The sequence below is a fragment of the Novosphingopyxis iocasae genome, from assembly GCF_014334095.1.
Taxonomy (GTDB): Bacteria; Pseudomonadota; Alphaproteobacteria; order Sphingomonadales; family Sphingomonadaceae; genus Novosphingopyxis; species Novosphingopyxis iocasae.
This window is the reverse complement of the sequence record NZ_CP060495.1, coordinates 2,369,081-2,380,157: the sequence shown is the minus strand read 5'-3', so window position 1 is coordinate 2,380,157 and position 11,077 is coordinate 2,369,081. Positions and strand designations below refer to the sequence as shown.

Sequence of the window (11,077 nt, the reverse complement as noted above, 5' to 3'; positions counted from 1 at the left end):
AACCATCAACCGGGCCTTTAATCATCATGCGCCTTATCATCCCTGCCGCCCTGGTCGCAGCCGCTTTCGCGCCGCTACCCACGCCGTTCGCATCGGCGGAAGCCCAACAGGTCTCCCCTGCCTATACCTTTTTGAAGGCAGTTGAGGACCGGGACGGCACCAAGGCGACGTCGATGTTGCAGACGCCGTCCAACAAGGTGGTGAACGCGCAGCGCTCAAGCGATGGCAAGACCGCCATGCATATGGTGGTCGAACGGCGCGATTCCACCTGGATCACCTTCCTGCTCGCCAACAAGGCGGATCCCAATATCGGCGATCGCAATGGTGATACGCCGCTGATGCTGGCGACGCAGCTGGGTTATCTCGACGGGATGGAGCTGCTGCTGAAATATGGCGGCAAGGTGGACGAAGCGAATCGCGCCGGGGAAACTCCGCTTATCCGTGCCGTCCAGCTGCGCGACAGCGAGGCAATCCGTCTGCTGATGAAGAACGGTGCCAATCCGAACATTACGGATCATGCCAGCGGTCGCTCGGCACTCGATTACGCCAAGCTGGACCGGCGTTCGAGCGATCTGGTCGATCTTTTGCAGAACAAGCCCGCCGCCAAGGCGGAAAGCGAAGGCGAACTGGACTTCTCCGGCATTAAATAACTCTACGGCAGTCTTGGTTATACTGGCTGGACAGCTGTCTCAATCGGATGGCTCCGGCCCCCAGCCCACTTCCGGATCGCACAACATGGTGTGCCGCCGCATCGCTATACGCGCCAACCGCTGGCATTCGGTCTTGCGCCGCGCCGCCGCCAGCGGCGTGCTAACCGCCGGACGCACAATCGCCGCATCATAGGCATCGGCGACGATCAGGCCGGTGCGCTCTGGCTCCAGAACCTCACGCTCCAGCAACTTGTCGTCCATCTCCGGCGGCACCGCCCAGTAGAACCGGTCACAAAATTCCAGATAGTCGCGCCACTTCTGATCTCCGAGCAGATCGGCGCGCGAGCATTTGATCTCCACGATGATCAGCTGCCCCTTGGCATCGATGCCCATCAGGTCCGCACGTCGGCCGTTGCGCAAGGAAACCTCGGGAAGCAGAAAAATCTGATGCCTCGCGAACATGCGGCGAAGGCCACGGGTGACGGCGGCGGCACCGCAGAGATCGGGTTGGGTAGCGATATCGAGCATGGTCGGAGACTAGAACAGGACGGGAACATAATAAAGGCCCCAAAAGCGGGGCCCTTATCATCCGTCTGTCATGCGCTCGTTCAGCGGTAGAAGATGTGCCGGTCCACCGCTCCGATGCGCGTCAGGCGCCAACCGGGCTTCACATAATTGGCGTGAAAGAACAGGGCATCGTCCACATCGGTCTGCCAGCTATCGTCTAGCGCGATCCTGGCGATGGCCTTTGCGCGCTTCCAGGCCCGGCTGGATTTTGCGATACGGGGCATCTTACCGCCGCGCACGAAGCTGAACTGGCTTTTCTGATAAACAACACCGCAGATCGAATTCGGCCAGCGCGAAGAAGCAGTGCGATTGAGCACCACCTTGGCAACGGCCAGCTGGCCTTCCAGCGATTCGCCCTTCGATTCGAAATAGATGGTTCCGGCCAGGCAGCGCTGCTCGGCATCGAGATCGGCGCTGCTGTCCTGCATATCGACAAGCTGGGCGAGCGAGGTTGCTTCGCTGAAATCGGGAGCCTTCGGAGCAGAGCGCTCGGGCAACGGCATGATCACCGGATTGCTCACGAAGACGATGTTTTCATCATTGGGCTGGGCGGTATTGTCTTCCGCCGCAACGGCGGCATCGACAGCCGCTTCATTGGCCTTCAGTTCGGCCAGTACCGCCGGATCGATCCGGATTTCACCGGCGTCCAGAATGTTTTGTTGCTGCTCTTCAGCAGCGAAAGCAGAGCTGACATCGGTCAGCGTGATGGCAGTGAGAGCCAAAACAAAAAGAGCCGCGGCAGCCGCAGCTTTCAGATAATGGAACATTGCATTCGCTTGTTAAGCGGCAGATGCCCGCTGAGCAGAAACCTAAAAAACGCTAACCCAATCTGCTCGGGACGATCTTCCGTCTCGCGTGTTTGCCGATTCTCGTCCCCCCAGACGGAACCATTGGCCACTTGCGCTCGTTATGGGGGGCGCATTTAGCGTGGTTGTTTCCGGAGTCAAACGAAGTCGTGCAGAAGCGCGATGAACCGTTCCGAGTCCGGGATATCCAGATCTATTAACCAAAGATCCCGATCAACTGCTCGCTTCTGGTCGAGAAATACCGTCAATTTCTCTTCATTTTCAAACAGTTGCGTTTCGGTGTCCCGCCAGCTTGGCGGTCCGTCCCATCGCAGCGCGCGCCGGATGAGCGCAGGCGATCCGCCTCGTATACGAGAGATGATGAGGATGTCTCCGGCGACAGGATCGCCGCGCGATAGCACCATCGCGAATCCGCCCTCGCGCTCGCAAAGCCGTCGAATCGCGTCGACCTGAACCTTGGCGGCGACGCGCGGTTCGCTCATGCGCTCTTGTAACCGGGCAATCCCGCGAGCGGAATGTGCGATCGCATGAAGGTGCCGGTGCCACGCCCCGCTTCTTCGCCGTCGCCATCGATCAGCGTCGCTTCGGCAACATAGACGCGCTTGCGACCGCTCAGCCAGCGACCGCTCGCGCGCAGGCGCCCCGGTTTGATCGGCTTCGTAAAGAGCAGGTTGAAGGCGGTGGTGAGCACGAAACGATCGGTCACCAGGCTGTTCACCGCATAAAAGGCGGCATCGTCGAGCATCTTGAAATAGGACGATCCATGCACCGCGCCCGCGGCATGGAAATAGCGTTCGTCGACGTCGAAAACGATATCGCACTGGCCGGGGCCGGTAATCGCAATATCCGATTCGAACAGGCGGTTGATCGGTGCCGCCCGATAGAGCGACTCAAGCGCGCGGAAATGCGCTTCCTCTCCACTTCCGGTGGGGGTCGGCTCAGGCGGCGTCAAACTCATAAAGCCCCGATAGCAGCGAAAAGATCGCTGCGGCATCGGCCGCGCCGCGCAACCGTTGCTGATTGGACTCGCTCCGCATGGTGCGAGATACTTCGGCGAGCACGCGCAGATGCCGCGCTCCGTCCCCCGCCGGCGAGACGAGGCAGAAAATCAGATCGACCGGCCGATCGTCGATGCTGGCATAATCCAGCGCCTTATCCAGCCGCACGAAAAGACCCAGTGGCTCGTCCAGTCCCGCGAGGCGCGCATGCGGGATGGCAACGCCCGATCCAAATCCGGTCGACCCGAGGCTCTCGCGCTGTTCGAGCGCGGCGCGCAACTGTTCCGCATCCAGCCCGTAGGCCGCCTCTGCTTGCTGCGACAGCAAATCGAACAACGCGTGCTTGCTAGCGATCGAGGCTCGAGACATCACCGCGTCTTCGCGCAAGCCGCAACTGAGTTGAATATTCATGGATCAGGCTCCGCACCCCAACGCGGTGCGTCGAATTGTTCTGGTCGTTCCCGCCCACGGACGCGTTGTCGGCCGTGGGCGGTGACGGAAATTCAGGATGCGGCCTGAGGCTCTACCCATCCGATCGTGCCGTCGTTGCGGCGATAGACCATATTATGACGCCCTGTTCCAGAATTTTTGAACAATAGAGCAGGCGTATCGCGCATGTTGAGCACCATGACCGCGTCGGATACCGAAACTTCGGGAATATTGGCACGCAACTCTGCAATAATCGGCGGTGCGTCGGCCACTTCGTCCGCCTCAGCTTCGGAATCGAACACCGTATAGCCGGCCTCTTCTTCCTTCAGCGCCTGTGCGGCCTGGCTATGACGATCATTCAGGCGGCGCTTGTAGCGGCGCAGCTGCTTTTCGATCTTGTTGAGCGAGGCGTCGAACGCCTGGTGCGCGTCCTGCGCATTGGCCGATGCATTGAGCCAGAGGCCCTGCATCACATGGGTCACGATATCGCAGCTGAAGCCGTCATGCGGGCCGCGGCCGAAGGTGGCCTGACCCGAAATGGTTTCGGGAAAATATTTTTCGGAAAGCGCCGTCATCTTGGTCTCGACATGCTCGCGCAGAGCCTCACCCGTATCGACCTGATGGCCCGAAACCTGAATCTTCATGGGATTTTTCTCCTTCTGGTTGTCGCTCAACGGCCCGGAAGCCGAAGGGTTCAGACGCGCGCGCGGCCACTGCTCCAAAGCGAGCCTTCGATGCCCGCGACGAAAGCCTGATGGCGCGCAAGCTCGGCCTCCGTCGGCGCATGGTGGCGCGGCGGGCGCATCGGCCCGGTGGGCAGCAGGCTGGGCGCAGTGCGCGATGTGGCAGCCGCATCGTCCGCATCCGCCGCCAGGCCCAGACCGATCTGCCGCCCGCCGGTCAGCTCTATATAAAGCTGTGCCAGCAGTTCGGCATCCAGCAGCGCCCCATGCTTGACGCGGTGGGACCGATCGATCCCGTAGCGGCTGCAAAGGGCATCGAGCGAAGCCTTCGCCCCGGGATGCTTTTTGCGCGCAATCGCCAGCGTATCGACCATCCGCGCATAATCGACGGTGGGCTGACCACACCGATCGAGTTCCATATTGAGGAAGCCGAAATCGAACATGGCGTTGTGCGCGACAAGCTTGTCGTCACCGATGAAATCCAAAAGCTCCCGCACCTTTTCGTTGAAGCGCGGCTTGTCTTTCAGAAACGCATCGCCAAGACCGTGAACACGTTCGGCGCCCGGATCCATCGCCCGTTCGGGATTGAAATAGCAGTGATAGGTGCGGCCGGTCATCACCCGGTCGATCATCTCGATACAGCCGATCTCGACCATCCGGTCCCCATTTTCATGGTCGGTGCCGGTGGTTTCGGTATCGAAGACGATTTCGCGCATGCTTATCATATCGGCCTTTTCGCCGGGTCAGGCAAGGGAGGCGCGCATGGTCGCGACCAGCTCGCTGACCTGCGCGCGTGTTTCCTCCAGCGTCGTTCCGGTGTCGATCACATGGTCCGCACGGGCGCGCTTGGCAGCATCGTCCAGTTGGACGCCGAGAATATGTTCGAACTTCTCTTTCGTCATGCCCGGCCGCGCCATAACGCGTTCTCGCTGCACCTTGGCGGGCGCGCTGACCACAACAACAACATCGACGCCTTCGGTCCCGCCCTTTTCGAACAGGAGCGGAATATCGAACAGGATCAACGGTGCATCGCGATGCTCCTCCGAAAAGGCGAGCCGGCGGTTCGCGACGACAGGGTGAACGATCGATTCTAGCCGCGCCAGTTCATCGGGCTTGCCGAAAACCATTGCGCCAAGATCATCCCGCTTTACGCCGCCTTCGCCAGTGCTGCCGGGGAAGGCCGCCTCGATGAGCGGAACGAGCGCGCCGCCCGGTCCCTGCAATTCGCGCACGACGGCGTCAGCATCGAACACGGGAACACCGGCTTCGGTAAACATCGCGGCAACGGTGGATTTGCCCATGCCGATCGACCCGGTGAGGCCGATCACCAGCGGCTGTACCTTTTGCGCTGCGCTCACGCGCCCAGCTTTTCGAACAGGGCGTCTTGACCCTCCTCCGGCGCAGGCTGCCCGAAGAACAGTTCAAAGGCAAAGGCGGCCTGCGCCACCAGCATGGACAGGCCGTCCACCGTTTCCAGATCGCGGTCCGCGGCCTGGCGCAGCAGCGCGGTTTCAACAGGCTTGTAGACCAGATCATAGACCAATGCGCCGCGCTTCAGCGGATCGAGATCCAGCTCCAACGCTTCCTGCCCGGCCATGCCGAGCGGACTGGCGTTCACCAGCAAATGTGCGGGCGGCAGCTTGGCGTCGAAATCCTGCACGCCGCCTTTCAGGCCGAAATGCGCGAGCAGGCCCATGGCCTTCAGGCCGCTGCGGGCGACCATGGTCACCTCGCCGATGCCACCCTTGGCGAGCGCGAACAGCACCGCGCGCGCCGCGCCGCCCGATCCGACGACGACGGCATGGCGCCCGCTCCAATTCCGCTCGGAAATCGGTGCCCAGAAGCCTGCCGCGTCGGTGTTGGTGCCGGTGAGTTCACTTTCCTCGCCGCGAAACACGGTGTTGATCGCGCCGATGCTCTCCCGCACGTCGCCCGGATCGGCGACATGATCGAGCGCGGCGATCTTGTGCGGGATCGTGACGTTGCAGCCCATCCAGTCCGGATCGGCGGCGCGATCGGCGAAATAATCCGCCAGTTCGTCCGGCGTCACATGTGCTGTGCGATAGTCCCCATCGATGCCGAGCTTCTTCTGCCAGAAGCGGTGAATCATTGGCGATTTGCTGTGGGCCACCGGATCGCCGATCACCTCGGCATAAGGCTGGCCGGTAATGGCTTTCATGACGGCATGACTTTCCGATCGCGAAGAAACTGGAGGAGCGGGAGGAACGGCAGGCCAAGGATCGCGAAATGGCTGCCCTCGACGCGGGAGAAGAGCTGTGCGCCCTTCCCTTCATATTCGAAGCAGCCACTGGTGTGGCGGATCGATTCCCATTCGGCGTCGACATAGGAGTGGATGAAGTCGGGCGAGAGCGCACGCACATGCAGCTTCGCGGTTTCAACGTGCCGCCAAACGGACGCGCCGCCCTCCACCATCACCGCGGCGCTGTGCAGACGGTGCGTCCCTCCGGACATAGCGGCAAGCTGCTCGCGCGCAGCCTGCGGGCTCTCCGGCTTGTCCAGCCGGACGCCGCTTGCCAGCTCCAGCATCGAATCCGCGCCCAGCACCAGTTGATCCGGTGAAGCTTGCGATCCGCGGAGCGCCTTGGCTTCGGCCAGCGCATCAGCCTGGTCGCGCGGCTTCAAATCGGCGAGCGCCTCTTTCAAAAAGTCTTCATCGACTCGCGCAGGCTTCACCTCGAACGGAACGCCCGCCGCCTCCAGCATCTGCCGCCGGATTGCGCTGCCCGAGGCCAGGACGATGCCGCTCATATGATAGTCCACGTCATATGATGTTTCCTTGGCGCTTGCGGCCGGACAGCTCGCGGTCGTTCGCGAGATTGATGATGGCTGCGGCGGTTTCCTCAATCGAGCGGCGCGTCACGTCGATCACCGGCCAGCCGCGATCGGCGAAGATGCGCCGCGCAAACTTCACCTCGGCCTGCACCTTGTCCCCTTCCACATAATCGGTTTCTGGCGCCTGATTGAGCGACAACAGCCGGTTGCGACGGATCTGCACCAGGCGGTCCGCGCTGGTGGTGAGTCCCACGATCAATGGATTGCGCAGTTGATAGAGTGTTTCGGGCGGCGGCGATTCCACCACGATCGGGATGTTCGCCGTCTTGAACCCGCGATTGGCGAGATAGATGCTGGTCGGCGTTTTCGAGGTCCGCGACACGCCGGCAAGGATGATGTCCGCTTCCTCCCAGCCTTCCTGCAGCAGCCCGTCATCATGCGCGATGGTGAACTGGATGGCCTCGACCCGCGCGAAATAGGCGGCATCCAGGCTGTGCTGGCGGCCGGGCCGTGCCTTGGCCTCCTGCCCGAACATATCAGACAATGCATCGGTGACCGCATCGAGCGCGGGCACCGCCGGAAGGCCCAGCGCACGGCAGCGGTTTTCCAGCTTGCGCCGCGTTTCGGAATTGACGAGCGTGAACAGCACCATGCCGGGATTTTCGGCAACATCGTCCAGAATGCGTTCCAGATGCACATCGGACCGCACCATCGGCCAGAAATGCTTCACGACGTCGACTTCATCGAACTGGGCCAGAGCGGCCTTCACGATATTGTCGAGCGTCTCGCCGGTGGAGTCGGAAAGCAGATGCAGGTGGAAGCGGTCCATGCGGCACAGCTTTGTTGGGAGCCAGTGGATAAATCAAGGGATAGCGCCGGGGAGTATCTGGCCTGCGGACAAAGCCGCACGCCTCAATCGATTCGCCCAGCAATCATCCACAGCTCGGCTTTTGTTTCCGCAGCCTGTTGATAAGGCGCACAGGGCTTCGCGAATCCATTGCAGTGTCGCGCGGCGGTGGGAGTCAATCTGTTGGCAAAGGCGGTGGATAGACCTAGTACGGCGCTTGTCCACGGCCCAACTCCCATCAACAATCTCTCTTTTAAATATATAAGGATTTAGGAAGCGCATGACCGGTGGACCTTCAGAGCCGAAAACCGACAAGCCTCTGCTCGCCGTGCTGCGCGGGGAACGCCGCGATCCACCGCCCGTCTGGCTCATGCGTCAGGCCGGGCGCTATCTCTCGGAATATCGCGCGCTGCGGGCCGAAAAGGGCGGATTTCTCGATCTGGTCTACGATAGCGAAGCGGCCGCCGAGGTAACCTTGCAGCCGATCCGCCGCTTCGGGTTCAACGGGGCGATCCTGTTTTCCGATATTCTGATCATTCCCCACGCGCTGGGGCAGGACCTGCAGTTCGTGAAGGGAGAGGGCCCGCGTCTTTCGCCTATCCTGGCGGAGCATGAGCTCGCCGAACTGACGCCCGATTTCACGCGCTTCGATCCGATCTATGAGACCGTGCGCCGGGTGAAGGCGGAACTGCCCGCTGACGTCACCATGCTGGGCTTCGCAGGCAGCCCCTGGACGGTCGCGACCTATATGGTGGCAGGCGAGGGGAGCCGCGATCAAGCGACCGCGCGACGCATGGCCTATGGCGAGCCGGAGCGCTTCGGTGCGCTGATCGATCGGCTGGTCGAAGTCAGCATCGAATATCTGAGCGGCCAGATCGAGGCGGGCGCGGATGCGGTGCAGCTGTTCGATAGCTGGGCCGGATCGCTCAGCCCCGCGCAGTTCGATCGCTGGGTGATCGCGCCGAACCGTGCGATCGTCGAAGGGGTGCGCGCACGCCATCCCGATACGCCGATCATCGGTTTTCCCAAGGGCGCCGGTGGAAAGCTTACCGCTTATGCGGAAGGGACGGGCGTCGATGCGCTGGGCCTGGACGAAACTGTCGATCCGGTCTGGGCAAATGATGTCCTGCCCAAGGGCCTGCCAGTGCAGGGCAATCTCGATCCGCTGGCGCTGATCGCCGGTGGAACGGAGCTGGAGCAGGCGGTGTCCGCGATCCGCGATGCTTTCCCCGATCGCCCGCATATCTTCAATCTGGGCCACGGCATCCTGCCCGATACGCCGGTCGATCATGTCCGGAAATTGCTTGGGATGCTTGGCCGAAACGCCTAAACGGACGAAATGGAAACGCTCTCGGTGCTCTATCTCTGGCTGAAGGCAGCCCACATCATTTTCGTGATTTTCTGGATGGCCGGGCTGTTCATGCTGCCGCGGCTGTACGTTTATCATCAGGAGGCCGCACCGGGCTCTGAAGAGGCCGAGAAATTCGCCGATCGCGAACGCAAGCTGATCAAGATCATCCTCAACCCGTCAATGATCCTGGTCTGGATTCTGGGGATCACCCTGGCGGTCACGATCCAGGCCTGGTCGATGGGCTGGTTCGGTGCGAAAGTTCTGCTCGTGCTCGGCCTGTCTGGCTATCACGGCTATCTCATCGCTTACGGTAAGAAGCTGGCGCGGGGCGAACGCCCGTTGACCGGCAAGGCGCTGCGCCTTCTGAACGAAGTGCCTGCGATTGCCATTGCAATCATCGTTGTTCTGGTGGTGGTGAAACCTTTCTAGCAGCGTGGCGGGCAGTCGGCTGCCTTGCAGGCTATTCACCACAGCTGCGATTGACAGCTCTCGCGGCGCGCCGTAAATCGGTCGCGAACGGCCCGTCCGGGCCTCCTCATTCGTGCGCACGGCCTTCCTGCCGATCCCAGCGCCCGCAATTTTCCAGCATCAACAACGCCCCGCATCGTGCCGGGAATGGATTTTTATATGCATCTTCAGGAACTCAAGGACACTGCGCCCGCCGAACTGGTTTCGATGGCCGAGGAAATGGGCGTCGAAGGCGCCAGCACGCTGCGCAAGCAGGACCTGATGTTCGCCATCCTCAAGGAATGCGCGGACGATGGTGAGGAAATCTTGGGGCTAGGCACGATCGAAGTTCTTCCCGACGGGTTCGGCTTCCTGCGCAGTCCGGAGGCGAACTATCTTGCCGGACCGGACGACATCTACGTCTCGCCCAATATGGTGCGCCAGTTCGGTCTGCGCACCGGCGACACCGTGGAGGGTGAAATCCGCGCGCCCCGCGATGGGGAACGCTATTTCGCGCTTACCAAGGTGATGAAGGTCAATTTTGACGACCCCGATGCGGTGCGTCACCGGGTGAACTTCGACAACCTCACGCCGCTCTATCCCGACAGCAAGCTTACGCTCGACAATGTCGATCCGACGGTGAAGGACAAGAGCGCGCGGGTGATCGACATCATCTCGCCGCAGGGCAAGGGCCAGCGCGCGCTGATCGTGGCGCCGCCGCGCACCGGTAAAACCGTTTTGCTGCAGAACATCGCAAAGGCGATCACGGACAACCATCCTGAAGTTTACCTGCTCGTGCTGCTCATCGACGAACGGCCCGAGGAAGTCACCGACATGCAGCGTTCGGTGAACGGCGAGGTCATCTCTTCCACCTTCGACGAGCCGGCCAACCGCCACGTACAGGTCGCCGAGATGGTGATCGAGAAGGCCAAGCGCCTGGTCGAGCACAAGAAGGATGTGGTGATCCTGCTAGACTCCATCACCCGCCTCGGCCGCGCGTACAATACGGTGGTGCCGAGCTCGGGCAAGGTGCTGACGGGCGGTGTCGATGCGAACGCCCTGCAGCGGCCGAAGCGCTTCTTCGGCGCGGCGCGCAATATCGAGGAGGGCGGCTCGCTCTCCATCATCGCCACCGCGCTGATCGACACCGGCAGCCGCATGGACGAGGTGATCTTCGAAGAGTTCAAGGGCACCGGCAATAGCGAAATCGTTCTCGACCGCAAGGTTGCCGACAAGCGCATCTTCCCGGCGCTGGACGTGGGCAAGTCCGGCACCCGGAAGGAAGAGCTGCTGGTGGAGAAGGACGTCCTGTCCAAGATGTGGGTGCTGCGCCGCATCCTCATGCAGATGGGCACGATCGATGCGATGGAGTTCCTGCTCGACAAGATGAAGGATTCCAAGTCGAACGAGGATTTCTTCGACTCGATGAATCAGTAGGGCGGTCCGGGCAACCCGCCCGGATCGGCCCCGGAAAAGCACATTCATCGGCGGATTCGGTCTTCACCG

Annotated in this window: 15 protein-coding genes; 4 read left to right on the top strand and 11 right to left on the bottom strand. The window is 61.6% G+C overall.

From position 1 onward, the window contains the following. Window positions 1–26 precede the first annotated feature (26 nt). On the top strand, window positions 27–650 hold the full coding sequence (locus tag H7X45_RS11395) for an ankyrin repeat domain-containing protein (protein ID WP_187334982.1): 624 nt from the start codon (window positions 27–29) through the stop codon (window positions 648–650). A gap of 39 nt (window positions 651–689) precedes the next feature. On the opposite strand, the gene H7X45_RS11390 is transcribed toward H7X45_RS11395, so the two are convergent. From H7X45_RS11390 to H7X45_RS11340, 11 genes are all read right to left on the bottom strand, one after another. Then, the gene (locus tag H7X45_RS11390) at window positions 690–1,178 is read right to left on the bottom strand and encodes an MmcB family DNA repair protein (protein ID WP_187334981.1); all 489 of its coding nucleotides are present in this window, start codon (window positions 1,176–1,178) and stop codon (window positions 690–692) included. A gap of 80 nt (window positions 1,179–1,258) precedes the next feature. Then, window positions 1,259–1,984 carry a cell wall hydrolase gene (locus tag H7X45_RS11385; protein ID WP_187334980.1) on the bottom strand — a complete coding sequence of 242 codons (726 nt, stop codon included), beginning with the start codon at window positions 1,982–1,984 and terminating at the stop codon, window positions 1,259–1,261. A 176-nt stretch (window positions 1,985–2,160) separates the two neighbouring features. Beyond that, on the bottom strand, window positions 2,161–2,505 hold the full coding sequence (locus H7X45_RS11380; RefSeq protein WP_187334979.1) for a DUF1491 family protein: 345 nt from the start codon (window positions 2,503–2,505) through the stop codon (window positions 2,161–2,163). Beyond that, window positions 2,502–2,981: a PaaI family thioesterase gene (locus H7X45_RS11375; RefSeq protein ID WP_187334978.1), complete on the bottom strand. Its 480-nt coding sequence runs from the start codon at window positions 2,979–2,981 to the stop codon at window positions 2,502–2,504. The genes H7X45_RS11380 and H7X45_RS11375 overlap by 4 nt, the downstream gene beginning before the upstream one ends. Continuing rightward, window positions 2,962–3,432 carry a PTS sugar transporter subunit IIA gene (locus tag H7X45_RS11370; protein ID WP_214645488.1) on the bottom strand — a complete coding sequence of 157 codons (471 nt, stop codon included), beginning with the start codon at window positions 3,430–3,432 and terminating at the stop codon, window positions 2,962–2,964. The genes H7X45_RS11375 and H7X45_RS11370 overlap by 20 nt, the downstream gene beginning before the upstream one ends. Window positions 3,433–3,524: 92 nt before the next feature. Beyond that, complete coding sequence (gene hpf, locus H7X45_RS11365; RefSeq protein ID WP_187334977.1) at window positions 3,525–4,094, bottom strand: ribosome hibernation-promoting factor, HPF/YfiA family; 570 nt, start codon at window positions 4,092–4,094, stop codon at window positions 3,525–3,527. A 50-nt stretch (window positions 4,095–4,144) separates the two neighbouring features. Further along, window positions 4,145–4,849, bottom strand: coding sequence for a DNA polymerase III subunit epsilon (dnaQ, locus tag H7X45_RS11360; RefSeq protein ID WP_187334976.1), 705 nt, complete (start codon window positions 4,847–4,849; stop codon window positions 4,145–4,147). A gap of 27 nt (window positions 4,850–4,876) precedes the next feature. Next, window positions 4,877–5,434 (bottom strand): dephospho-CoA kinase, encoded by a 558-nt coding sequence (gene coaE / locus H7X45_RS11355; RefSeq protein ID WP_246449889.1) that lies wholly within the window; start codon window positions 5,432–5,434, stop codon window positions 4,877–4,879. A gap of 53 nt (window positions 5,435–5,487) precedes the next feature. Then, window positions 5,488–6,312 (bottom strand): shikimate dehydrogenase family protein, encoded by an 825-nt coding sequence (locus tag H7X45_RS11350; RefSeq protein ID WP_187334974.1) that lies wholly within the window; start codon window positions 6,310–6,312, stop codon window positions 5,488–5,490. Further along, window positions 6,309–6,902: a Maf family protein gene (locus H7X45_RS11345; protein WP_187337131.1), complete on the bottom strand. Its 594-nt coding sequence runs from the start codon at window positions 6,900–6,902 to the stop codon at window positions 6,309–6,311. The genes H7X45_RS11350 and H7X45_RS11345 overlap by 4 nt, the downstream gene beginning before the upstream one ends. A 13-nt stretch (window positions 6,903–6,915) precedes the next feature. Beyond that, window positions 6,916–7,755, bottom strand: a complete 840-nt coding sequence (locus tag H7X45_RS11340) for a pyruvate, water dikinase regulatory protein (protein WP_187334973.1) — start codon at window positions 7,753–7,755, stop codon at window positions 6,916–6,918. A gap of 298 nt (window positions 7,756–8,053) precedes the next feature. Between H7X45_RS11340 and hemE the strand changes: the two genes are divergently transcribed. From hemE to rho, 3 genes are all read left to right on the top strand, one after another. Continuing rightward, on the top strand, window positions 8,054–9,103 hold the full coding sequence (hemE, locus tag H7X45_RS11335) for a uroporphyrinogen decarboxylase (RefSeq protein WP_187334972.1): 1,050 nt from the start codon (window positions 8,054–8,056) through the stop codon (window positions 9,101–9,103). Window positions 9,104–9,112: 9 nt separating this feature from the next. Continuing rightward, entirely contained in the window at window positions 9,113–9,553 is a 441-nt protein-coding gene (locus H7X45_RS11330) for a CopD family protein (protein WP_187334971.1), read from the top strand. A 198-nt stretch (window positions 9,554–9,751) separates the two neighbouring features. Next, window positions 9,752–11,008 carry a transcription termination factor Rho gene (gene rho / locus H7X45_RS11325; RefSeq protein WP_187334970.1) on the top strand — a complete coding sequence of 419 codons (1,257 nt, stop codon included), beginning with the start codon at window positions 9,752–9,754 and terminating at the stop codon, window positions 11,006–11,008. Window positions 11,009–11,077 lie beyond the last annotated feature (69 nt).

Coding starts and splice junctions, on each gene's coding strand:
- H7X45_RS11395 (WP_187334982.1), top strand. CDS start 27: ATGCGCCTTATCATCCCTGCCGCCCTGGTCGCAGCCGCTTTCGCGCCG.
- H7X45_RS11390 (WP_187334981.1), bottom strand. CDS start 1,178: ATGCTCGATATCGCTACCCAACCCGATCTCTGCGGTGCCGCCGCCGTC.
- H7X45_RS11385 (WP_187334980.1), bottom strand. CDS start 1,984: ATGTTCCATTATCTGAAAGCTGCGGCTGCCGCGGCTCTTTTTGTTTTG.
- H7X45_RS11380 (WP_187334979.1), bottom strand. CDS start 2,505: ATGAGCGAACCGCGCGTCGCCGCCAAGGTTCAGGTCGACGCGATTCGA.
- H7X45_RS11375 (WP_187334978.1), bottom strand. CDS start 2,981: ATGAGTTTGACGCCGCCTGAGCCGACCCCCACCGGAAGTGGAGAGGAA.
- H7X45_RS11370 (WP_214645488.1), bottom strand. CDS start 3,432: ATGAATATTCAACTCAGTTGCGGCTTGCGCGAAGACGCGGTGATGTCT.
- hpf (WP_187334977.1), bottom strand. CDS start 4,094: ATGAAGATTCAGGTTTCGGGCCATCAGGTCGATACGGGTGAGGCTCTG.
- dnaQ (WP_187334976.1), bottom strand. CDS start 4,849: ATGCGCGAAATCGTCTTCGATACCGAAACCACCGGCACCGACCATGAA.
- coaE (WP_246449889.1), bottom strand. CDS start 5,434: ATGGGCAAATCCACCGTTGCCGCGATGTTTACCGAAGCCGGTGTTCCC.
- H7X45_RS11350 (WP_187334974.1), bottom strand. CDS start 6,312: ATGAAAGCCATTACCGGCCAGCCTTATGCCGAGGTGATCGGCGATCCG.
- H7X45_RS11345 (WP_187337131.1), bottom strand. CDS start 6,902: ATGAGCGGCATCGTCCTGGCCTCGGGCAGCGCAATCCGGCGGCAGATG.
- H7X45_RS11340 (WP_187334973.1), bottom strand. CDS start 7,755: ATGGACCGCTTCCACCTGCATCTGCTTTCCGACTCCACCGGCGAGACG.
- hemE (WP_187334972.1), top strand. CDS start 8,054: ATGACCGGTGGACCTTCAGAGCCGAAAACCGACAAGCCTCTGCTCGCC.
- H7X45_RS11330 (WP_187334971.1), top strand. CDS start 9,113: ATGGAAACGCTCTCGGTGCTCTATCTCTGGCTGAAGGCAGCCCACATC.
- rho (WP_187334970.1), top strand. CDS start 9,752: ATGCATCTTCAGGAACTCAAGGACACTGCGCCCGCCGAACTGGTTTCG.